The organism is Marinobacter sp. EVN1 (assembly GCF_000475375.1).
GTDB lineage: Bacteria > Pseudomonadota > Gammaproteobacteria > Pseudomonadales > Oleiphilaceae > Marinobacter > Marinobacter nauticus.
Window position 1 is genome coordinate 274,672 of the sequence record NZ_AXCB01000070.1, and the last position, 22,682, is coordinate 297,353.

The 22,682-nt window shown below is 57.7% G+C and carries 21 protein-coding genes; 16 read left to right on the forward strand and 5 right to left on the reverse strand.

Annotated elements, in window-relative coordinates; genetic code table 11:
* Window positions 1-77: 77 nt before the first annotated feature.
* Window positions 78-377 carry a YciI family protein gene (locus tag Q674_RS38500; RefSeq protein ID WP_011785354.1) on the reverse strand — a complete coding sequence of 100 codons (300 nt, stop codon included), beginning with the start codon at window positions 375-377 and terminating at the stop codon, window positions 78-80.
* Window positions 378-464: 87 nt separating this feature from the next.
* Here Q674_RS38500 and Q674_RS38505 point away from each other — a divergent pair, with 87 nt between their 5' ends.
* On the forward strand, window positions 465-1,331 hold the full coding sequence (locus tag Q674_RS38505) for a PHP domain-containing protein (protein WP_031210468.1): 867 nt from the start codon (window positions 465-467) through the stop codon (window positions 1,329-1,331).
* A 4-nt stretch (window positions 1,332-1,335) separates the two neighbouring features.
* On the opposite strand, the gene Q674_RS38510 is transcribed toward Q674_RS38505, so the two are convergent.
* Together Q674_RS38510 and rne are read right to left on the reverse strand one after the other, a co-directional pair.
* Window positions 1,336-1,878: a YecA family protein gene (locus Q674_RS38510; protein ID WP_014421126.1), complete on the reverse strand. Its 543-nt coding sequence runs from the start codon at window positions 1,876-1,878 to the stop codon at window positions 1,336-1,338.
* Window positions 1,879-1,880: 2 nt separating this feature from the next.
* On the reverse strand, window positions 1,881-5,051 hold the full coding sequence (gene rne, locus Q674_RS38515) for a ribonuclease E (protein WP_023009929.1): 3,171 nt from the start codon (window positions 5,049-5,051) through the stop codon (window positions 1,881-1,883).
* Window positions 5,052-5,681: 630 nt separating this feature from the next.
* On the opposite strand from rne, the gene rluC reads away from it, so the two are divergent.
* Genes rluC through Q674_RS38530 form a run of 3 tightly spaced genes read left to right on the forward strand, consistent with a single transcriptional unit; the run spans window position 5,682 to window position 8,478 of the window.
* On the forward strand, window positions 5,682-6,749 hold the full coding sequence (rluC, locus tag Q674_RS38520; RefSeq protein ID WP_051993069.1) for a 23S rRNA pseudouridine(955/2504/2580) synthase RluC: 1,068 nt from the start codon (window positions 5,682-5,684) through the stop codon (window positions 6,747-6,749).
* On the forward strand, window positions 6,749-7,399 hold the full coding sequence (locus Q674_RS38525; RefSeq protein WP_023009931.1) for an HAD family hydrolase: 651 nt from the start codon (window positions 6,749-6,751) through the stop codon (window positions 7,397-7,399). The genes rluC and Q674_RS38525 overlap by 1 nt, the downstream gene beginning before the upstream one ends.
* A gap of 29 nt (window positions 7,400-7,428) precedes the next feature.
* Window positions 7,429-8,478, forward strand: coding sequence for a S49 family peptidase (locus Q674_RS38530; RefSeq protein ID WP_023009932.1), 1,050 nt, complete (start codon window positions 7,429-7,431; stop codon window positions 8,476-8,478).
* Window positions 8,479-8,491: 13 nt separating this feature from the next.
* Here Q674_RS38530 and Q674_RS38535 read toward each other — a convergent pair whose 3' ends face one another.
* Complete coding sequence (locus Q674_RS38535; RefSeq protein WP_011785347.1) at window positions 8,492-9,085, reverse strand: Maf family protein; 594 nt, start codon at window positions 9,083-9,085, stop codon at window positions 8,492-8,494.
* A 141-nt stretch (window positions 9,086-9,226) separates the two neighbouring features.
* On the opposite strand from Q674_RS38535, the gene Q674_RS38540 reads away from it, so the two are divergent.
* The 12 genes from Q674_RS38540 to putP all read left to right on the forward strand — a co-directional run bounded on the left by Q674_RS38540 (window position 9,227) and on the right by putP (window position 19,823).
* The gene (locus tag Q674_RS38540; protein ID WP_011785346.1) at window positions 9,227-9,784 is read left to right on the forward strand and encodes a YceD family protein; all 558 of its coding nucleotides are present in this window, start codon (window positions 9,227-9,229) and stop codon (window positions 9,782-9,784) included.
* A 30-nt stretch (window positions 9,785-9,814) separates the two neighbouring features.
* Window positions 9,815-9,994, forward strand: coding sequence for a 50S ribosomal protein L32 (gene rpmF, locus Q674_RS38545; RefSeq protein ID WP_011785345.1), 180 nt, complete (start codon window positions 9,815-9,817; stop codon window positions 9,992-9,994).
* Window positions 9,995-10,036: 42 nt separating this feature from the next.
* Window positions 10,037-11,041: a phosphate acyltransferase PlsX gene (gene plsX, locus Q674_RS38550; protein ID WP_014421134.1), complete on the forward strand. Its 1,005-nt coding sequence runs from the start codon at window positions 10,037-10,039 to the stop codon at window positions 11,039-11,041.
* 127 nt (window positions 11,042-11,168) lie between these two features.
* The gene (gene fabD, locus Q674_RS38555; protein ID WP_031210474.1) at window positions 11,169-12,107 is read left to right on the forward strand and encodes an ACP S-malonyltransferase; all 939 of its coding nucleotides are present in this window, start codon (window positions 11,169-11,171) and stop codon (window positions 12,105-12,107) included.
* A 16-nt stretch (window positions 12,108-12,123) separates the two neighbouring features.
* A complete protein-coding gene (gene fabG, locus Q674_RS38560; RefSeq protein WP_011785342.1) occupies window positions 12,124-12,867 on the forward strand; it encodes a 3-oxoacyl-ACP reductase FabG in 744 nt (247 codons plus the stop codon).
* 132 nt (window positions 12,868-12,999) lie between these two features.
* Window positions 13,000-13,233, forward strand: coding sequence for an acyl carrier protein (gene acpP / locus Q674_RS38565; protein ID WP_008938713.1), 234 nt, complete (start codon window positions 13,000-13,002; stop codon window positions 13,231-13,233).
* 125 nt (window positions 13,234-13,358) lie between these two features.
* The gene (gene fabF, locus Q674_RS38570) at window positions 13,359-14,606 is read left to right on the forward strand and encodes a beta-ketoacyl-ACP synthase II (protein WP_011785341.1); all 1,248 of its coding nucleotides are present in this window, start codon (window positions 13,359-13,361) and stop codon (window positions 14,604-14,606) included.
* A 6-nt stretch (window positions 14,607-14,612) separates the two neighbouring features.
* Window positions 14,613-15,431, forward strand: a complete 819-nt coding sequence (gene pabC / locus Q674_RS38575) for an aminodeoxychorismate lyase (protein ID WP_023009933.1) — start codon at window positions 14,613-14,615, stop codon at window positions 15,429-15,431.
* Window positions 15,431-16,501: an endolytic transglycosylase MltG gene (gene mltG, locus Q674_RS38580; protein WP_023009934.1), complete on the forward strand. Its 1,071-nt coding sequence runs from the start codon at window positions 15,431-15,433 to the stop codon at window positions 16,499-16,501. Before pabC ends, mltG begins: the two co-directional genes overlap by 1 nt.
* A complete protein-coding gene (tmk, locus tag Q674_RS38585) occupies window positions 16,498-17,142 on the forward strand; it encodes a dTMP kinase (RefSeq protein WP_011785338.1) in 645 nt (214 codons plus the stop codon). The genes mltG and tmk overlap by 4 nt, the downstream gene beginning before the upstream one ends.
* 98 nt (window positions 17,143-17,240) lie before the next feature.
* Window positions 17,241-18,020, forward strand: a complete 780-nt coding sequence (locus tag Q674_RS38590; protein ID WP_011785337.1) for an AraC family transcriptional regulator — start codon at window positions 17,241-17,243, stop codon at window positions 18,018-18,020.
* Between the two features lie 312 nt (window positions 18,021-18,332).
* Window positions 18,333-19,823 (forward strand): sodium/proline symporter PutP, encoded by a 1,491-nt coding sequence (gene putP, locus Q674_RS38595; RefSeq protein ID WP_023009935.1) that lies wholly within the window; start codon window positions 18,333-18,335, stop codon window positions 19,821-19,823.
* Between the two features lie 158 nt (window positions 19,824-19,981).
* On the opposite strand, the gene Q674_RS38600 is transcribed toward putP, so the two are convergent.
* Window positions 19,982-22,576, reverse strand: coding sequence for a bifunctional aconitate hydratase 2/2-methylisocitrate dehydratase (locus tag Q674_RS38600; protein ID WP_031210475.1), 2,595 nt, complete (start codon window positions 22,574-22,576; stop codon window positions 19,982-19,984).
* Window positions 22,577-22,682: the final 106 nt, after the last annotated feature.

Below are 22,682 nucleotides of genomic sequence, written 5' to 3' on the forward strand. Positions count from 1 at the left end.
CCCGCAATTCTGTCACAAGGTGGCCGCTATTCAAGCACCACAGCGTTACAATCCGCTCATGCTGGCGGCCGCTTTGTTCAGGGCAGCACTACCTTGTAGGGTTTGACGATTACTTTTTCATACACGCCGGCATCGACATAGGGATCGGCATCGGCCCAGGCCTGAGCTTTCTCCAGCGATTCGAACTCAGCGATGACCAGGCTGCCACTGAAGCCTGCTTCGCCCGGATCGGGCGAATCAATGGCCGGATGGGGGCCAGCTACCAGTAACCGGCCTTCGGCCTTGAGCTGTTCCAGTCGGGCCAGGTGGGCAGGCCGGGCTTCTTTGCGCAGGGGCAGGCTGTTGGCAATGTCTTCGCTGATGATGGCGTAATACATGGGTTCTCCGATCGGTGATCAGCTGAGGTTAGGGGCACTGCCTGAAGGCTGATACACTGGTGCCCGTTTCGTTATTCAGGATTGTTCGTGACTATACCCCAAGACTCCAGAACGTGCATTGATCTGCATTGCCATAGCACAGCATCCGATGGCGCGCTGTCTCCAGAGGCCCTGATAGCCAGAGCCGTTGAGCAGGGGGTTAGCCATCTGGCATTGACCGATCATGACACCATCGCAGGTCTCGAGGTGGCGAGAGGTGCGGCGTCAGGTTCCGGTTTGTCCCTGATTAACGGCGTGGAGCTTTCCTGTGTCTGGCGCAGTCATACCATTCATGTGGTCGGGCTCGATTTTGACGAACGTGATCCTGCGTTTCTCGCCGCACTTGAGCGCCAGAACGAAAACCGCTGGCAGCGGGCTCGGATGATCGCCGACAGGCTAAGCCGCCTGAACGTAGACCAGCTTCTTGAGCGGGCGACGAAAGTGGCCGGAGGGGACGTGCCCGGGCGCCCGCATTTTGCCGAAGTTCTGGTGGAAGACGGTGTTGTACCCAAGGTGGCGCACGCGTTTAAACGGTATCTGGGAACTGGCAAGCCAGGAGATGTAAAGGCGTGTTGGCCGGAGTTGCCGGAGGTGGTGCAATGGATCGTGGCGGCCGGCGGGATTGCTGTGCTGGCGCATCCCAGGAAATATCGTCTCACAGCAACCCGTTTACGGGCATTAACTGCGGATTTCGGCCGTGCCGGAGGGCAGGGCATTGAGGTGTCAGTGTCGGGCCAATCCAGTGGCGATCTGGGTTTTGTGGCCGAGCTGGCGCGGCGGGAAAAACTCTGGGCCTCTCAAGGCAGTGATTTTCACTTCCCGGGAGCTCCCTGGTGTGAGCTGGGGCGCATAATGAAAATGCCAGAGGGGCTGGAGCCCGTCTGGCATCATTTTCGGCAACCGATTGAAGCCTGAGGCTTCAATCCGGCGCGTGGAACAACAGGTAGAGGTCGGTCAGCGAGTCCGGGATGGCCTCTGCCATCTTGGCTGACAGCTTCTCGTCATTCCGGACTTTCTGGAAGTCCTCGTCCTCAAACAGGCCAGACAGTGTCAGCATCGGCACCATGAGGTCAGCGACTTCATCCTCATCCGCAGCTTGCAGCCAGGCCTCCTCATGCTCGAGGAAGGTATCGACGAAGCCCGCACACCAGTTTTCCAGAGCATTCATCGGGTCGCCGTCTTCCGGCTCCGGCAGCTCCAGTGGCTGGCCCATATCCAGGGCGTGGGCCATATCCCGTGCAAGCTCATTTACACAATGGGTAAACGTGTCGGGAATGCCGGTATCCGGCAACTGATCTGTGCCTGTGGCAAGGCGGAAGAGGTCTTCCGCCTTCAGGCTGACCGGCCCGATCACGCTGGCACACACCACGCCATGGAACCCGAAAAAGTCCAGGGCATGATCTCCCCAGGGTTCTGCGAACAGAATGTCTTCCAGCGCTTCGATGTCCGAGTTGCTCAGCATGATCAGTTGCTCCCGGCCTGCTTGGCCTCTTCTGCCTTTTTGGCTTCTTCGGCCGCGCGTTGGCGCTTGCGGACCTCTCTTGGGTCATTATAGGCCCGGCCCGGAGTCACCGGGATAGCTTCCGATGCACTGGCTTCCTGAGTCTCTTCTTTCTGCTCCGCTGGCTTTTCGCTGGCCGGAGCTGGCTCGGCTTTTACGGGCTCTGCAGGCTGCTCCGGTTTGTCAGCGGGTTTTTCGCTGTTGGATTCGGCCTGCTTCTCGGGCGCGGTATCTACTTCAGGCTCGGCTTTAGCGGCCTCGGTCTTCTGTTCTGGCGCCTTATCGGCTTTATCCTCGGCAGCCTTCTGATCAGAAGCCGCGTCGGTTTCCGGCTCAGCCGCCTTCGGTGAGTCAGCCTTGGCTTGCCGGGGTGCCTTGGCCTCTGCCTTGACCGGTTCTTTGTCTTCGGCTTTGGCAGGCTCGGCGCTGGCCTTTTCTGCAGGCTGTTCGGCTTTCGTTCCGGTGACCTGCTCGGTACGCTGAGGCTTGGATGCCTGTTTCTGCTCGGCTTCTGCCGTCAAGCTCTCCTTGTCACCCTTGTCTTCAGCACCATCGGATTTTTCGGCGCTGTCCGCAGAGCGAGGCTTGCGCTGGCGGCCGGAGCTGCGGCCTCTGCGGCCGTCAGACTTCTCTTTGCGGCTGCTTTCATCCTTTGCTTCAGGCTTGTCTTCTGCTGACGGAGCCTCTTTTTGCTCGGCCTGTTCGGTTTTGGTCTCCGGCTTCTCGGCCATTTCCTGTTGTTCAGGCTTGCGGCTCTCTGGCGCAGCCTTGGCTTCAGGCGTTGTTGCGGTCGCTTGCTCGGCTTTATCTACGTGCGGCTCACTGGCTTTAGCGTCCACAGCAGCAGTCTTGTCAGCCGCTTTTTCCGGCTGGGTATCTTTCTGGTGCTTCTCGCTGCGTTCCGCTTTGCGTGCTGCTGGCGTAGATGCCGGAGTCTCGGCGGGGGAGCCGTCCCGGTTACGTTGCCGGCGTGGTTTGCGTTGCTTGTCGTCACCGCCCTGCTTGTCGTTGGAAGGTCCCTTCTGGGACTCCTGCTGTTCCCGGTTGTCCTGCGGGCCTTTCTGGTCACGCTGGGGACGGTTCCGGTTCTGGCCGCGACCCTGTGAGTCCTTGCGGTTGTCCCGGCGGTTGTCATTGCCCTTGCTGTCGCCAGAGCGGTCGTCCCGGTTGGAACGGTTCTGGCCACCGCGTTCACCACGATTCTGATCGTCACCACGGCCACCACGATTGCGGCCCCGGTTGTCGTCGCCACGGTTCTGCTGGCTACCCTGGCGGCGATCGTTGCCGCTGCGGTTGCCGCCGGAGCGTTGGTCATCGCGGGCAACGCGGGATTTGCGGCGATCCTGGCGGGCCTGGTTCCGACGCTCTTCACTCCGGTTGCGGTTGGTGTCGCGGCTGGCTTCCTGCTCCGGTTCTTCGCCCCGGAAGAAGCACGCGATCTTCTTGCCCAGTTTGCGGAACAGGCCTTCTTCCTGCTCAGCAGCAGCCGTTGGCGCAGCGGCTGTCGGTGCTGGGGCTGGCGCAGAGGGGCGGATAGCTTTCACGGCGGCCTGTTCGCGCACCGGTTTCTCGGCACTTGCAACTTCTACGGCTGCCTCTTCCTCGCGCTCGCTGTACTGTTGAGCTACCTGATGGCTGGAGACATGCTCTGGAGAGGTTTCGTCCTGACGCAGGCGCAGAATCTCGAAGTGCGGCGTTTCCATGTTGGGCACAGGTGCGACCACAACCGCTACGCCTTGACGGGCTTCAATGTCGGCCAGCTGCTTGCGTTTTTCGTTCAGCAGGAAGGTGGCCACAGAAACCGGCACCATGGCTCGTACTTCTGCGGTCTTCTCCTTGGAGGATTCTTCGTAGATCAGGCGCATGATGCTCAGCGCCAGAGATTCGATACCCCGGATGGTGCCCTGGCCTTCACAGCGTGGGCAAACCTCGCTGCGGGTCTCGCCCAGTGAGGGACGCAGACGCTGGCGTGACATTTCCAGCAGGCCGAAACGCGAGATCTTGCCAACCTGAACGCGGGCCCTGTCGAGTTCCAGCGCTTCACGCATCTTCTGCTCGACTTCCCGCTGGTGTTTGGCTGGCGTCATGTCGATGAAGTCGATAACGATCAGGCCGCCCATATCCCGCAGGCGTAGTTGCCGCGCGATTTCTTCGGCCGCTTCAAGGTTGGTCTGCAGGGCCGTTTCTTCAATATCCTGCCCCTTGGTGGCCCGGGATGAGTTGATGTCAATGGACACCAGGGCTTCGGTCGGGTCGATGACAATCGAGCCGCCGGAGGGCAGTTTCACTTCGCGCTGGAACGCCGTTTCGATCTGGCCTTCGATCTGGTAACGACTGAACAGAGGGATTTCGTCCTTGTACAGCTTGATCTTGTTCTCGAAGGTGGGCATGACCGCCCGAACGAAGCTCAACACGTCTTCGTAAACGTTATCGGCATCGATCAGGACTTCGCCGATATCCTGGCGGAGGTAATCGCGCACGGCGCGGATGATCACATTGCTTTCCTGGTGGATCAGGAAAGGCGCTTTGCGCTCGCCAGCCGCCTGGGTAATGGCTTCCCAGAACTGTACCAGGTAGTCGAGGTCCCACTGGAGCTCTTCGGTGGTGCGGCCAATACCGGCAGTACGCACAATAATGCCCATGGACTTCGGCACCTGGACACCGTTCATGGCCTCTTTCAACTGGGCTCGGTCATCGCCTTCAATCCGGCGTGAGATACCGCCTGCACGGGGATTATTCGGCATCAGCACCAGATAACGGCCAGCCAGGGAGATGAAGGTGGTCAGGGCGGCGCCCTTGTTGCCACGCTCTTCCTTGTCGACCTGAACGATCACTTCCTGACCTTCAGAGACAACATCCTTGATGTTGATTTTGCCCTCAATCTGCCCGGGCGATTTCTTGAAATACTCTTTGGAGATTTCCTTCAGGGGCAGGAAGCCGTGGCGCTCTGCGCCAAAGTCAACGAAAGCCGCTTCAAGGCTGGGTTCTACGCGGGTAATGCGGCCCTTGTAGATGTTGGCCTTTTTCTGTTCGCGGGTACTGGATTCGATATCAAGGTCGAACAGCCGTTGGCCGTCAACCAGCGCGACGCGCAACTCTTCGGGATGAGTTGCATTGATCAGCATTCTTTTCATGGAAAGAAAGGGTTCCTGTCGTTTGTTGGTGACAGAAAACCGGGGGGATTCGCATCAGCGAAGCAGGATGTGCGTGCCGCGGGCCCTTTACAGCAGGCAGGCCGGCGGCCAGACGGATCATACCCTTATGGGGTGCAATCCTGGGTGTCTGAGACCACCGCCGACATCCCGCCTGCCGGTGGGCAGGTCGAGGTCGAATAGGGTGAGAGTCTGTTGACGCATAATATCCGTTTCAGGTTCACACAAGCCCCTGGGTCTCACGTCGTATTGGTTTGCTGGACGGCCCGGGTTTGCGTGGCAATGATTCTTCGCGATGTCGCCCGACGGTTTTCCAGTCGGTTTTCCTCTCCCGGAGCAGGTAACAGCCTTTCTCGGTCTGGCCTGTGATTCCGGGAGTCTGTTTCCCGCTGCATCCGTTAATGATTGGTTTTGCAGCGTTCAAACTCTTAATCAGTATCGGTATACTGCTGCCGCTCCGGCTTCTGACCAGAGTTCGTCAGGCCGTAGACAAACGGCAGAGCACGCCGGAATATAACAGGTACGGCGTGGGCAGGCAACTCCTCAGTTGCGTCCGTCCCGGTATGCTGGGGCGGCCATACGATGCCGCAATTCATCAACGCAAGGGTTTACATGTCGCGCTCCCCCGATTCCCGTAAGACAAAGGGTCGTCGCCCTGCCACGGACAAAGCCCGTGGTGTCGGAAAATCTGCTGTCAAAGCGGGGTCTGAGCGTGCTCCGGGGAAGGTGGCGACAGAGGTTCAGTGGATTACCGTTGATGAGGATATGGCAGGGCAGCGGGTGGATAATTTCCTGCTTGCACGATTGCGGGGGGTGCCCAAAAGCATTGTCTACCGCATTGTCAGAAAGGGTGAGGTGCGGGTAAACAAGGGGCGTGTAAAGCCCGATACCCGTCTTAATCCGGGGGATGTGGTCAGAATTCCGCCGCTGGTGCAGCAGGCCAGGGCGGAGCAGCCCAAGCCCGGCAGTCGGGTGCAGGGGGTTATGGAGGCTGCGGTCGTTTTCGAAAACGATGAAATGCTGGTGGTGAACAAGCCCTCCGGTATAGCGGTTCATGGCGGAAGCGGACTGAGTTTCGGTTTGATTGAAGTGTTGCGGTCGGCCCGGCCGGAAGCCAGGTTCCTGGAGTTGGTTCATCGTCTGGATCGCGATACGTCTGGACTGGTAATGGTGGCTAAAAAGCGTTCTGCTTTGCGGTTTTTGCAGGATGAGCTGCGGCAGAAGCGGATTCGCAAGTATTACCACGCTCTGGTGGTCGGCAGTTGGCCGGAAAATGTTGATCGTGTTGCTGAGCCGCTGTTGCGTTTTGAGATGCCTAATGGCGAGCGTCGGGTTCGGGTCAGTGAGGAGGGCAAAAGTTCCCTGACTTTGTTTACCTGTTTGCAGCGATTTCAGGGGTATAGTCTTGTTGAGGCATCGCCGGTGACCGGCAGGACTCACCAGATTCGGGTACACAGTGCCTGGGCGGGTCATCCGATTGCGGGCGATGACAAGTATATGGATGATGCGAGCCTGAAAGCTTTCCGGGCCATTGGTGGGCAGCGCTTGATGTTGCACGCCAGGGCTCTTGAGTTTTCGCTTCCGGGTTCGGGTGAGCCCATGCGGCTGGAAGCAGTATACGACGGGCCCTTTTCCGGGGTGCTCGAAGAATTGACCAAGCGAAGCGGGAAGCGGTCTTGATGAAGGTAAAAGTCGTTATTTTTGACTGGGACGGAACGCTGATTGATTCAGTGGACCATATCGCTGACAGCCTGCACCAGGCGGCAACGGAGCTGGGGTATCCAGAGCTGGAGCGAGAGGCCTATCGCGACATTATTGGTCTGGGCATGATTGAGGCGCTGGAGAAGCTGTATCCGGGTCTGAGTCGTGAGGAGATGGTGCGTATTCGTGAAGGTTATGCCGGTTACTTCTTCAAGAAGGTGACCACGCCCCAGAATGTGTTCGACGGCATGGCCGATGTGGTTGCCGATCTCCGGGGTTCCGGGCGTGGGTGTTCGGTGGCGACTGGCAAGAGTCGGAGGGGTCTTGAATTGGCGTTGACCTCCAGTGGTCTGGGGTCGCATTTTGATATCACGCGCTGTGCGGATGAAACCCGGTCCAAGCCGCATCCGTTGATGCTGGAGGAAATCCTGGCGTTCTACGGCTATGAACCGGAAGAGGCTGTGATGATTGGCGATACCCGTTACGATCTGGAGATGGCTCAGCGTATTGGCATGCCCTCCATCGGTGTGGAGTGGGGGGTGCATAAGCGTGATGTGCTTGAGACCTATGATCCTCATGCAGTGGTGAATTCAGTGGCGGACCTCCGGAAGGTGTTGGGTCTGCGCTAACAGCAGGACGTTGCAAGTAAGGAATACGAATGAGCGAGTGGGATTCGGATAAGCAGTCGGAGTGGGGCGACAAGCCCGTTGAGTCAGAAGCCCGGGGCGCCCGAGGTGGCTTTTTTGGCAGCAGGAAGCCGTCGATGCCGCCGGAGACGGGGCGTGATTGGCGTCTGATTGAAAAGCTGGTGATGTCCTTGCAGGCGGAGCAGCGACGCAGTCGTCGTTGGGGTATTTTCTTCAAGCTGCTCACGTTCGGATATCTGTTTGCGCTGCTGTTCATGATTCGTGCGCCCTTCGGAGAAGGCGTCGGGGCCGCAGTGGGAAGCCATACCGCGCTGGTAGAGGTGAGTGGCCCGATTGCTGCTGATGAGCTGGCCAGTGCAGATAACCTGGTCGGGGCATTGCGTGCCGCGTTTGAGGCCGAGAGCTCGAAGGCGGTTGTGCTGCGGATTAACAGTCCGGGCGGCAGTCCGGTGCAGTCCGGCTATGTCTATGATGAGATCAAGCGGTTGAGGGAGGAGTATCCCGACAAAAAGATCTACGCGGTGATTTCTGATATTGGTGCATCGGGTGCTTATTACATTGCCGCAGCAGCCGATGAGATATACGCCAACCGGGCCAGTCTGGTCGGATCGATTGGTGTAGTGGCCGGTGGTTTTGGCTTCACTGAGGCGATGGAAAAGATTGGCGTGGATCGTCGTCTCTATACCGCAGGTGACAACAAGGCTTTCCTGGACCCGTTCTCGCCGGAGCAGGAGGAAGAGGTTGCGTTCTGGCAGAGTGTGCTTGAAAACACCCACAAGCAGTTCATCGAAGCGGTCAGGCAGGGACGTGGCGATCGCCTGGCGGATGACCCCAGGCTGTTCAGTGGCCTGGTCTGGAGTGGTGAGCAGGCGGTAGAGCTGGGGCTTGTAGATGGTCTGGGCAGTTCATCCTGGGTCGCGCGCCAGTTGGTGGGCGAAGAGGAGCTTGTCGATTACAGTCGCAGCCGTTCTCCTTTTCAGGAGTTTGTGGATCAGCTGGGGGTGGCCGTTGGTGAAGGTGTCGCAACCCGGTTGATGGAGTCACGACTGGAGCTCCGATAAGTTGCCTCGGGCATCAGTCCAGCAATGGATTGATGCCCAGCTCTCTCAGTATACGGGTGAGCGCAATCAGCGGCAGGCCGATCAGGCTGTTGGGATCGTCGCCCTGAAGGCGGCTGAAAAGGGCGATGCCAAGACCTTCCATCTTGAAGCTGCCCGCGCAGTCGTAAGGCTGCTCTTTCTGCAGGTAGCCTTCAATTTCCTCTTCCTGTAAGTCCCTGAAGTGCACCTCAAACGGTTCGCAGTGAGTTTGAAGGTTGCCGCTTCGGGTATCCAGAACTGCCAGACCGGTGAGAAAGCGCACCCGGTTGCCACTGCTTCGCATCAATTGCTGTTTTGCTGTGTCGTAGCGGCCGGGTTTGCTCAGCAGGCTGCCATCCGGTAATGCCGCCACCTGGTCGGAGCCGATGATGATATGGTCCTGAAAGCGCGGGGCGAGAGCTTTTGCTTTGCTTTCTGCAAGTCGGACGGCCAGGGCTTCGGCTGCTTCTCCTGGAATGGGTGTTTCGTCGATGTCGGGGCTGGCAGTGTCGAACGCAAGGTTGAGCCGGGCCAGCAATTGCTTTCGGTAGGGTGAGGAAGAGGCCAGTAGCAGCTTGGGAGGAAGCATAGGGTTTCAGGTCCGGTCGGTTGGATATGGGAGTTCTTTCGGGCTGATATCGTAAAATACCCCTATTCCGGGCGAAAGGCCCGGTAGAAAGTCGATTAAGTCTTTGACAGAGGCGGGTCTCGCCCCTAAAATTGCGCGCCTATGTCCAAAGCGCCGATCGTCGAACTGCCCAGATCTGTCGACCCAAACAAGTTGGCAGAGCAGAACACAACGCTTGAAGGGGTGATTCCTTTCAGGGGGCTTTCTCGTTTTCGTGAAGCTGTGCCGGGACTGCCAGAAGATGGTGAGTGCAGCGTAAAGCTGTCTTTCTATCGGGATGGGGAGCGTCGCCGGATAGTGTCGGGTGAGTTGTCTGCACCGGTCATTCTGGAATGCCAGCGCTGCATGGGTGACATGCAGGTGACTCTGGAATCCCGTTTTGATCTCGGTCTGGTCATCAGTGATGAGCAGGCGCAGCGGTTGCCGAAAGCGTTGGAGCCATTTCTGGTAGAAGATTTCAACGCCGATCTCTGGGCAATGGTGGAAGACGAGTTGCTTCTGGTGCTGCCGCCATTTCCGCTCCACGAGCGGGAGGAGTGTCCGGCAAAAGAAGATCTTGAAGCGCTCGAAGAGCCCGAGGCTGCCGAAGAGCCCGAGACAGAGCAAAGAAAAGAGAACCCGTTCAGTGTTCTGGCGGGACTTAAGACGACAAAGCATTAACGTATTCGAAAATAGGTCAGGAGCATAACCATGGCTGTACAGCAAAATCGCAAAACTCGTTCAAAGCGTGGCATGCGCCGTTCACACGACGCACTGAGTGCTGCTGCTCTGTCTACCGACGCAACAACTGGTGAAGTTCATCGTCGCCATCACGTGTCTCCAGACGGTTTCTACCGTGGCAAGCAGGTGGTTGAGGCTCGCGACGAGTAATTCGTCGGGAATTTCTTCTGACCTGTGCCGCATGGACGAGTGGTGAACACGCCGGTCACCATTGCCATTGATGCTATGAGCGGTGATCGCGGTGCCGCGGTTGTCGTCCATGCTGCGCTGGAAGCAGTGCGTGAAAACGAAGCCTTGAGTCTTGTTCTGGTGGGAATCCGGAGCGAGCTCGAGGCTTTGTTGCATGAGGGGCATGCCCGTATTCGCATTGTTGAGGCTGCCGACGTCGTTCGTATGAACGAGCGGCCTTCCCATGCCCTCCGCCACAAGAAAAACTCCTCTATGGCCATTGCGCTCAGTCTCGTGCGGGACGGAGAAGCGCAGGGCTGTGTCAGTGCCGGAAATACCGGTGCGCTGATGGCATTCGGTCGCTCGATCATTCGGATGTATCCCGGGATTGAACGTCCTGCCATCGCAAAGCTGATCCCCTCTCTGCGTGGCCGTTGCCATGTCCTGGATCTTGGTGCCAACGTCGATTCCACAGCGGAGAATCTCTACCAGTACGCCCTGATGGGGTCCCTGATGGCATCCGCTATCTGCCGCCAGTCCGAGCCACGGGTGGCACTGCTGAATGTCGGTGAGGAAGAAATCAAGGGTAATGAACAGGTCCGGCTCGCATCACACATGCTGGCCCAGTGCGACACCATCAACTACATCGGTTATGTCGAGGGAAGTGACCTTTTTCGCGATGTCGCCGATGTTGTAGTGTGTGACGGTTTCGTGGGCAATATAGCCCTCAAGACCGGAGAGGGGGTTGCCGGCCTGTTGATCGAATTGCTGGAGCAGGCATTCACACGCTCCATGTACGGTCGTTTTGTGGGCTTGCTGGCCAGGCCGATTATCGGGCGACTTCTGCAATTGATGGACCCTTCCAGGCACAATGGCGCCAGTCTGCTCGGGTTGCAGGGTGTGGTCATCAAGAGTCACGGCAACGCCAATGAGCGGGCGATGCTGGCGGCGATCCGGCAGGCCGTTCGTGAGGTTCAGCTGGAAGTGCCACGAAGGATCAACGAAAGACTCGATGATCTGATGTTATGATCCCTCCTCGTTACCGGGAGCGCGACTAAAGTCGTCCCGCATCCCGGCTCTTATTCGCGGATAATTGGCCCTGATTGTACTATTGGCTAATCTTCAGTAACCCTTCAATGACGATAAGATTCCGCTTATGAAATCAGCGTTTGTTTTTCCCGGACAAGGCTCCCAGTCACTCGGCATGTTATCTGCTGCCGCTGAAGCGTGGCCGATGATCACCGAAACGTTTGACGAGGCGTCCAACGTTCTTGGCTATGACCTGTGGCATCTTTGTCAGCATGGCCCCGCCGAAGAGCTCAATAAAACCATGGTTACTCAGCCTGCTCTGCTGACAGCAAGTGTTGCGCTGTGGCGGCAGTGGTGTGTATCTGACGGCCCCCGGCCGGATTTTGTTGCTGGCCACAGTCTGGGTGAATACAGCGCCCTGGTGGCGGCGGAAAGTCTGGATTTTATTGAAGCTGTAAAGCTGGTTCAGCTGCGCGGTGAACTGATGCAGGATGCCGTGCCTGAAGGGCAGGGGCGTATGGCGGCCATTCTGGGTCTTGAGGACTCGGATGTGGTGTCGGCGTGTGAGGAGTCTGCTGAAGGTGATGTGGTTGCCGCAGTGAATTTTAACGCGCCGGGCCAGGTGGTTATTGCCGGTAGCGCAGCGGCCGTTGAAAGGGCCATTGAAGCCTGCAAAGCCAAAGGTGCCCGCAAGGCCATGCCGTTGCCGGTTTCGGTTCCCTCCCACTGTGCGCTCATGAAGGGGGCGGCGGAACAGTTGGCTGAAGCCCTTGAGGATATTCGGTTTAACGATGCTGTCATTCCCGTTGTCCAGAATGTCGATGCTGAGCCGGCAAGGGATGCAGAGGTGCTGAAAGCTAATCTGCTCAAGCAGCTATACTCACCGGTGCTGTGGACAAACTCGGTACAGCGGCTGTCTACCGAAGGGGTGGGTGTGGCTGTTGAGTGTGGCGCCGGCAAGGTACTGGCCGGTTTGATCAAACGTATCGATCGTTCTCTGCCGGTTCACGGCATCGAGAGTCCTGATTCTCTGGCTGAAGCCCTTAAGGCCTTTGGTCAGTCCTGATTACACGGAGTGAATTATGTCTTTGGAAGGCAAAGTTGCATTGGTAACCGGCGCCAGTCGAGGCATTGGCAAAGCCATTGCTCATGAACTTGCCCGGCAGGGAGCCGAAGTGGTGGGTACCGCGACCAGTGCCGAGGGGGCCCAGGCCATTACCGATGGCCTGAAAGAAGCGGGTTTCAGTGGCTATGGCATTGTTATGAATGTGGCAGAGCCCGAGAGCATCGAGGCTGGCCTCAAGCAGCTTGCCGAGCAATCAGGTGCGCCCCTGATTCTGGTCAATAATGCCGGCATCACCCGTGATAACCTTCTGATGCGCTTGAAAGACGATGACTGGTCTGAGGTTCTGGAAACCAACCTGTCCAGCGTCTATCGCACCAGCAAGGCGGTATTGCGTGGTATGGCGAAAGCCCGTTGGGGCAGAATCATCAATATCAGCTCAGTGGTTGCTGGTATGGGAAATCCCGGGCAGGGGAATTACTGTGCGGCGAAGGCCGGTGTTGAGGGTTTTACCCGTAGCCTGGCCAAGGAAATGTCTAACCGCGGTATCACGGCGAACTGCGTGGCACCTGGTTTTATTGACACAGACATGACCAAAAAACTGGACGATAAGCAGCGTGAGGCTATGCTGGAAATCATACCGGCTGGTCGCCTGGGGTCGCCGGAGGAGGTTGCCGCTGTGGTGGCTTTCCTGGCATCGGACGGCGCCGCTTACGTAACCGGAGAAACCATTCATGTGAATGGCGGCATGTACATGGGTTAAGTCCGTTCCGGGCTGGTGTGCAACCCCTTGTCGCACAACATGTTTGACAGAATCCCTGCTTGTTTGCAGGTGGGGTTTAAACTAAACTGGCAGCCATAGAGTTGCTTGGTTGACACATAAAGTGAGGACATTATGAGTACAGTTGAAGAGCGCGTTAAGAAGATTGTTTGTGAGCAGTTGGGCGTGAAAGAGTCCGAAGTTCAGAACACATCTTCTTTTGTAGAGGATCTTGGCGCTGACTCACTGGACACTGTTGAGCTGGTTATGGCCCTGGAAGAGGAATTCGAGACTGAGATTCCTGACGAAGAGGCCGAAAAGCTGGGCACCGTTCAGGACGCGATCGACTACATTGTCGCGCACACCTGATACCCTGCGAATCAGATAGCCAGGCAAAAGCCGTCCTTTGGGCTTATTGAAGGACGGCTTTTTTATTGGTCGGACATTGGCCAGCAGTGAACCATCAGAGACGGAACAATCGGGTGATTGGGGATATGAGCAAGCGACGGGTTGTCATCACGGGAATGGGTATGCTTTCTCCGGTGGGGAATGATGTGACGTCTTCCTGGGAAGCCATTCGTGCCGGACGCAGTGGCATCGGACTGATTGACCGCTTTGACGCGTCCGAGTACACCACTCGCATTGGCGGTGCCGTCAAGGATCTTGATATCGAGCCCTGGTTGTCCAGCAAGGAAGCGCGAAAGCTGGATGCCTTTATTCACTATGGCCTGATTGCAGCGCAGCAGGCGGTAGATGACAGCGGCCTTGAGCAATACAGCAAGCTCGACAAAGAGCGGGTAGGGATTGCCATAGGTTCAGGTATCGGTGGCCTGGAATACATCGAAAAGAACGTTCTTCAGATGGATAAGGCCGGCCCGCGCAAGGTTTCGCCGTTTTTTGTGCCGGCATCCGTCATCAATATGATTTCCGGTAATGCGGCGATCCGTTTCGGCTACAAGGGGCCGAATATTGCGATCGTGACCGCCTGTACCACCGGAACACACAATATCGGCTATGCCGCCAGAACCATCGCCTACGGCGATGCCGATGTCATGCTGGCCGGCGGCTCTGAAATGGCGACCACACGCAGCGGCGTGGCGGCATTTTCCTCCGCCCGGGCCCTGTCGACCCGCAATGATGAGCCGGAAAAGGCCAGTCGCCCCTGGGATCGTGACCGTGACGGCTTTGTACTCAGTGATGGCGCCGGCGTTGTGGTTCTGGAAGAGCTGGAACACGCCAGGGCGCGAGGAGCAACCATTTACGGGGAAGTCATCGGCTTTGGCATGAGCGATGATGCCCATCACATCACGGCCCCCCCGGCCGATGGTGAGGGTGCGGCGCGCTCCATGCGAAATGCCATCCGCGATGCCGGCATCAGCCCGGATCTGGTCGGATACATCAATGCCCATGGAACCTCTACTCAGGTTGGCGATGTGGCTGAGGTGGCTGCAGTCAAATCGGTGTTTGGCAGCCATGCGGAAAAACTGGCCATGAGCAGCACCAAATCCATGACCGGACACCTGCTGGGCGCCGCGGGTGCCGTTGAGGCTATATTCTCGGTATTGGCAGTCCGGGACGGGGTGTTGCCGCCCACCATCAACCTTGATCATCCGGATGAAGGTTGTGATCTGGACTTTGTTGCGCACAAATCCAGAGATGCCGATGTGAAGGTCGCGTTGTCGAATTCGTTCGGCTTTGGCGGCACCAACGGGACCCTGATCGTCAGCCGCTACGAGGGTTGAGCCCGGGTGTTGAAGCTCTACTGGGCAGACGACGACTGCCTGCTCCCTGGTGACCGGGGGCTGGCATATGGAGATGGCCTGTTCGAAACCATCAGGGTGAACGGGGATTCCGCGCCTTTGCTGGTCTATCACCTTGACCGGTTGGTGCGGGATGCCGGGCGCCTGGGTATTCGTCTGAGTCGGCCCGAACTGGAGTCAGCGGTTGCCCATGCAATGAAGCGCTATGGCGCCATTCATGGCATCAGCCACTGGGTGCTCAAGCTGGTGGTAACCCGTGGCAGCGGTGGCCGCGGATATCGGCCGGCAGCTGATGTCAGCCCCCATCTGTATCTGTTCCATTCTGTTCTTCCTCCGCTACCGCCCGAAACCGGGGTTATGGTGGACTTCTCCCGGGTACCGTTGACGGTCAATCCACTCCTGTCTGGCATCAAGAGCCTCAATCGGCTGGAGCAGGTCATGGCGGCCCGTGAAATGAAGGATCCAACGTTTGAATTGCTGATGACCAACGCGGCAGGGCATGTGGTTGAAGGTACCAGAACCAATTTATTCCTGCATGGCCCTGATGGTTGGAGAACACCTCCGGCGGCCTCGTTGGCGGTTTCCGGTGTGATGCGCCGAAAGGTGATCGAATGCCTGCACGCGGCGGGTGAGCCGTTCCGGGAATGTGAACTGCAGGTGGAGGACCTGCTGGGCTGCGAATGCCAGGGGCTGTACCTGACCAACAGCGTGCTTGGAGTTGTTCCGGTTCGCAATCTGGCGGGCCATGATTTGCCTGTGGGCAACCGGCTTGCGACAATTTGCGATCCTCATAAGCGACCGGATTGATGCGCGTGTTCAAAAAGCTACTCGTAGGTATTGTTGCTCTTGCTGTCCTGGCGGTTACCGGCAGTGGTCTCTGGCTCTGGCAGGGCTTGAAAACACTTGAGAACCCGGTTGTCCTTGACGAGCCGACGCTGTTTTCTGTTGAGCCCGGTACGGCGTTTGGTCGCGTTGCGCGGGAGCTGGCTGCGAAAGGATTTGTGGATGATCCGCTCTGGCTGCGGATTCACGGGCGCCTGAACCCGGAGCAGACTCTGATCAAGGCTGGGGACTACGAGTTCACCTCTGGTATGACCCCGGTCGACATGATCAACCAGATGGTAGAAGGTAAGGTCAAGCTCTGGTCCGTGCAGTTTATCGAGGGCTGGACCTTTGCCGAGATGCGGGCAGCGCTGGCGCGCACCGACAGGCTCACCAGGCAGACCACCGATTGGACGGATGAGGAGATCATGGCGGCTCTGGGAGCCGAAGGGCAGCATCCCGAGGGCTGGTTTTTCCCGGATACCTACCTGTTTCACGGTGGTGAAACCGATCTCGATATTCTCAAAAGGGCCTACAACATCATGACCGAGGTCCTTGAGGAGGAATGGCAGAACCGTGAGGAAGGGCTTCCGTACGACAACGCCTATGAGGCGCTGATCATGGCGTCGATTGTGGAGCGTGAAACCGGAGTGGCCGGCGAGCGACAACAGGTGGCGGGTGTGTTCGTCCGGCGCCTGAAGAAGGGTATGCGCCTGCAGACGGACCCAACGGTTATTTACGGTATGGGTGACAAATATCGGGGCCGGATTGGTCGCAGTGATCTTCGTACCTGGACACCCTATAACACGTATCGCATTGATGGCCTGCCGCCAACGCCTATTGCGTTACCGGGACGAGAATCCATTCATGCCGCGTTGCATCCGGATGACGGCGATGCCCTGTACTTTGTCGCCCGGGGGGATGGCAGTCACAAGTTTTCCCGTACGCTTGCCGAGCACCAGAAAGCCGTGCGTGAGTTCCAGCTGAACCGCCGGGAAGATTACCGTTCATTCCCGGCCCCGGATTCAGAAACCAGCAGTAACGGAGAGCAATGATTTTGGCCAGAGGGCGATTCATTACATTCGAGGGTACCGAAGGGGTTGGCAAGTCAACACAGCTGGATAACGCTGCGAAAACCCTGGAACGGCTTGGTATTGATTACATTGTGACCCGTGAGCCAGGTGGCACCCCTATGGCAGAAAGCATCCGTGAGCTGTTGCTGGCCCCCAGAGAGGAGTCAGTACACGAAACCACCGAGCTGCTGCTGATGTTTGCCGCCAGGGCTCAGCACCTCCATAACAGAATCCTCCCGGCACTTTCCGCCGGTAAGTGGGTTCTCTGTGACCGGTTTACCGATGCCACCTTCGCCTATCAGGGAGGTGGCCGTGGCGTCTCCAGAGAACGGATTGCGTTGCTTGAGGCTCTGGTTCAGGGTGAGATGCGTCCGGACCACGTTATCCTGCTGGATGCACCTGTGGAAACCGGTATGGCTCGTGCTCGAAAGCGCGGTGAGCTTGACCGGTTTGAGCGGGAGGCGCAGGCATTTTTTCAGCGGATACGGGAAACCTATCTGGAGCGCGCGACGGAAATGCCCGGGCGCTACCATGTGGTAAATGCCGCCTTACCCCTCGAGCAGGTATCCGAGAGTGTATCAGCCCTCCTGACCGCATTGGCAAAACTGCCGGTTTCTGACTGACAGCAGACAGATCGCTGGCGAATCCCGGTGTTTTCGTGCACTTTTTGTAATGTTCTGCTTTAATTGAGGAACATTCTCGATAACGGCTTTCAGTAGTAATGCTCAACGCGAAACTTTTGAAGCTACCCACGGCTGCCCAACAGCATCACCATGAACACCACCAGATCGTGGTCGGTGTGCGCGGGCAGGCGGAGCTGAGCATTGATGGATCCGGTGCCTGCCTCGACACCTGGAAAGCCTGTCTGGTACCTACAGAGGCGCGCCACGATTATTGTGGTGATCAGCAAAACCACGTGCTGGTCATCAATGTTGATCCCTTCTGCGCAGCACTGTCGACACCACTGCACTCGGACTACGACAAGTTGATGCGGCTGTTTGAGAAGCCGCGTACGGTACAGATGGATAACCGTATTCAGGGGTTGGTCCAGTTTGCCGCCGGTGAATTCGACCGTTCACCGGATAACCGGGCGCTGCATCAGCACCTCGCCGCCAGTATTCTTCATTGCATGGCTGAGCGCATCGTCGACCGCCCCCCCGTTTCCAGTAACAGAAACAGTCTCAATCCCGAGGACATCCGCCGCTATATCGTCGGCAATCTTCACCGCAAGATAACCGTTCAGGATCTGGCCGGTGTCGCATGCCTGAGTGTGAGCCGGTTTCACGAAATTTTTCGTCAGGTTACCGGGACCACGCCGCATCAGTTTCTGCTGCAAACCCGGCTCGATCAGGCGGTTGGACTACTCTCCTCGACCTCGCTTTCGGTTTCTGAAATCAGCTACCGCACCGGCTTTTCATCGCAAAGTGCGCTGACCAACGCGCTCAGAAAACACCGGGGTATTACACCCTCGAGGCTACAGCTTAATGAACATGTGGCCTGATTCAGGCACGGATTCGTAGGTTTTGACGTCAGTCCCGTAGGATTATGCAAAATAATCGTAGGATTTTGTAAGCCTCGAATCCGTAGTAATACTAATTTATATCGCCCGAGGACCGAGGCTCCGGAGCTGAGCTGGCTGGTCGCAAAGATCTGGCGATCAGCTATATTCAATGAGGAATCCCGGCAAGTTGATTCTTGCTACAGGTCTGACGAATCCGAGACATACAAAAAAACGGCACACAGTGCCGATCTTTGATCTGGTGTTGTGCCAATCGAGCGGATCTTATCCGACTCATAAAACCGGAGGAGCCATATGGCTATTGGAGTTTGGATCAGTCTATTTGCGTATTTCGCCCTGATGATCGTAATTGGCCTCTGGGCCATGCGCACATCATCAGCCACTGCTGAGGATTACATGCTGGGGGGCCGTGCCCTCAGTCCTAAAGTTGCGGCGTTGTCAGCCGGCGCATCAGATATGAGTGGGTGGTTGCTGCTGGGTTTGCCCGGCGCCCTCTATGTTACCGGTCTGGCCTCGGCCTGGATTGGTATCGGTCTGTTTGTTGGTGCTTTCATTAACTGGGTTGTGGTTGCACCCCGGCTGCGGGAGCAGACCGTGCATTATGGCAATGCACTCACCATCCCGGCGTTTCTGGCCAACCGTTTCCCAACCAAGGCTCTGCCGCTGCGCACAGTATCCGCCATCGTTATCGTGCTGTTCTTCGCGGTTTATACCGCCTCTGGCCTGGTTGCCGGCGGCAAGCTGTTTGAAAGCGCCTTCGCTGGTATCTTTAACTTCGGTGGCATGAGCGACTACGCCGCCGGTATTGTGATCACCCTGGGTGTGGTGCTGGCGTACACCGTGGTCGGCGGCTTCCTCGCGGTGAGCATGACGGACTTCGTGCAGGGCTGCATCATGATGCTCGCTCTGGTCATCATGCCTGCAGTAGTGCTGTTTGGCGAAGGCGGTGGTGGTTTCGCCCAGGCTTCCGAGACCCTGAACAGTGTGGATCCAACGCTCCTGTCGTGGACGGAAGGGCTCACGGTGATTGGCTGGTTGTCGGCGGTTACCTGGGGGCTCGGCTATTTCGGCCAGCCGCACATCATCGTACGTTTCATGGCTATCCGTACCGTGGGTGAGGTAGGGACTGCCCGTAATATCGGTATGTCCTGGATGGGCATCTCCCTGATTGGCGCGATCGCGCTGGGTGTGTTTGGCCGTGCCTACGCTGTACGTAATGGCCTGGACGTTGCTGATCCGGAAACCATTTTCATTGTTCTGTCAGATCTGCTGTTCCACCCGCTGATTACCGGTTTCCTGTACGCCGCGCTGCTGGCGGCAGTCATGAGTACCATCTCCAGTCAGTTGCTGGTTTCCTCCGCCTCGCTGACCGAAGACTTCTACCGTCTGTTCCTGCGCAAGGAAGCCACGGATAAAGAGTGTGTCAATGTTGGCCGGGCCTGTGTTGTGGCGGTTGGCCTGGTGGCAGCCTTTATCGCGTCTGATCCGGATTCCCAGGTTCTGGGACTGGTCAGTAACGCCTGGGCGGGCTTCGGTGCTGCCTTTGGTCCGCTGATCATTCTGGCTCTGACCTGGCCGCGTACCAACGGTGCAGGCGCACTGGCTGGCCTGATTGTGGGTGCAGCCACCGTGATGATCTGGATCTCTCTGGGCTGGAACGGTGAGTTCATGGGTGGCCCGGGTGTGTACGAGATTATCCCGGGTTTCATTGCTGCGTTTATCGCTATCGTTGTGGTGACTCTGGCCACTTCTGATGCCGGTGAGTACCAGCACATCGAACGGTGATAATTCACCTGCACTGAATAAGGGGCTCCTTCGGGAGCCCTTTTTTTTGTCCTTGAATAATGGAGTGTCGCTGGTCATGGGTTTGTGTGTCAGGACCAAAAAAACGCCAGCCCGAAGGCTGGCGTTTTCAGATCAGAGGTAGGCTACCTCAGAAGATCTCAGGCTACGGAAGCCTCAGACGCCTTCTGGGTGTACTCTTCCATCTGGTCGAAGTTGAGATACTTGTAGATCTCTTTGGACATGCTGTTCAGGTCCTTGGCGTACTCCATGTACTCCGCCGGAGTCGGGAGTTTGCCCAGTACCGCGCCCACAGCTGCCAGTTCCGCGGAGGTCAGGTACACGTTGGCACCATCACCCAGACGGTTAGGGAAGTTGCGGGTAGAGGTAGACAGAACCGTTGACTTCGGTGCTACACGTGCCTGGTTACCCATGCACAGGGAGCAGCCCGGCATCTCGGTGCGAACACCGGCGGTGCCGTAGGTGTTGAAGTAGCCTTCTTCCATCAGCTGCTGCTGATCCATCTTGGTGGGCGGAGACATCCACAGACGGGTGCTCAGGGCGCCCTTGTGTTGCTCCAGCAGCTTGCCAGCGGCACGGAAATGACCAATGTTGGTCATGCAGGAACCGATGAACACTTCGTCTACCTTGTCACCCGCCACTTCTGACAGGAACTTGGCATCGTCCGGATCGTTCGGGCAGCACACGATCGGCTCTTTGATGTCAGCCAGATCGATTTCGATCACGTGGGCGTATTCCGCGTCTTTATCAGCACGCATCAGCTTCGGATCTTTCAGCCACTCTTCCATTTGCTGGGCGCGACGCTCCAGGGTACGAGGATCGCCGTAACCTTCAGCAATCATCCAGCGCAGCATAACGATGTTGGAACGCAGGTACTCAGCCACGGAGTCTTCCGACAGGTTGATGGTACAACCGGCAGCGGAACGCTCGGCAGAGGCGTCAGACAGTTCGAATGCCTGCTCAACAGTCAGGTGCTCCAGACCTTCGATCTCCAGGATACGGCCGGAGAATTCGTTGATCTTGCCTTTCTTCTCAACTGTCAGCATGCCCTGCTTGATGCCGTACAGCGGGATGGCGTGTACCAGGTCACGCAGGGTGATGCCAGGCTGCATTTCGCCTTTGAAGCGAACCAGAACGGATTCCGGCATATCCAGCGGCATAACGCCGGTAGCAGCGGCAAAGGCCACCAGGCCAGAACCGGCCGGGAAGGAGATGCCCATCGGGAAACGGGTGTGCGAGTCACCACCGGTACCTACGGTGTCCGGCAGCAGCATGCGGTTCAGCCAGGAGTGGATGATGCCGTCGCCCGGACGCAGGGAAACACCGCCACGGGTGCGGATGAAGTCCGGCAGGGTGTGCTGCATTTCAACGTCAACCGGCTTCGGATAAGCGGCGGTGTGACAGAAGGACTGCATCACCAGGTCTGCCTGGAAGCCCAGACACGCCAGGTCTTTCAGCTCGTCACGGGTCATTGGGCCAGTGGTGTCCTGGGAGCCTACGGTCGTCATGTGCGGCTCACAGTAGGTGTTCGGACGAACGCCTTTGCCTTCCGGCAGACCACAAGCCTTGCCAACCATCTTCTGGGCCAGGGTGAAACCCTTGTCGCCAGCTTCAGGATCCTTCGGCAGACGGAAAATGTCGGTAGCGCCCATGCCCAGAGCCTGGCGGGCCTTGTTGGTCAGACCACGGCCGATGATCAGCGGAATACGGCCGCCGGCCTGAACTTCGTCCAGGATCACATCAGATTTGAACTTGAACTCGGAGATGGTTTCGCCGGCTTCGTTCAGGATCTTGCCTTCGTACGGGCGGATTTCGATGACGTCGCCCATGTTCATGTTGTCAACCGGGGCCTCGAATACCAGGGCGCCAGCATCTTCCATGGTGTTGAAGAAGATCGGGGCAACCTTGTTACCGATACAGACACCGCCGGCACGCTTGTTCGGCACGCCCGGGATATCTTCACCGAAGAACCACAGAACAGAGTTGGTGGCAGACTTACGGGAAGAACCGGTACCAACTACGTCGCCAACGAAGGCAACGGGCAGGCCCTTGGCCTTGATTTCGTCGATCTGGCTCATCGGGCCGGTTACGCCGGGCTCTTCCGGCTTCAGGCCGTCACGTTCCATTTTATAGGCAGCGCGGGCGTGCAGCGGGATGTCCGGGCGGGACCAGGCATCCGGGGCCGGAGACAGGTCGTCGGTGTTGGTTTCGCCGGTAACCTTGAACACCACCATCTTGGTGCTCTCGGGAACCTTCTTCTTGTTGGTGAACCACTCGGCGTTGGCCCAGGACTCAACCACAGACTTGGCGACGGCGTTGCCGGCGTCCATCTTTTCCTTCACGTCGTTGAAGGCGTCGAACATCAGCAGGGTTTTCTTCAGCTGCTCACCGGCCAGTTCGGCCAGCTCGCTGTTGTCCAGCAGCTCAACCAGGGTCTCGATGTTGTAACCGCCCTGCATCATGCCCAGCAGCTTCACAGAGTATTCTTTGCTGACCAGCGGGGAAGTCGCTTCGCCCTTGGCGATGGCAGACAGGAAAGCGGCCTTAACGTAGGCAGCTTCGTCTACGCCCGGCGGAATGCGGTTTTCCAGCAGGTAAACCAGGGTTTCTTCTTCACCGGCCGGCGGGTTCTTCAGCAGGTCAACCAGGGCGGCGGTCTGCTCGGCGTTCAGGGGCTTGGGGGGAATACCCAGGGCTTCACGTTCGGCAACGTGTTCACGATAGGCTTCTAACACGATATGGACCCTCATCAGTTGGAATGTTCCGCGCTGTGGGCGTGATGCCCGGCGGGAGTTTTTTGGCGAAAAGGCCGCAGGAGCCTCTGAATAACGCCTCAAATCA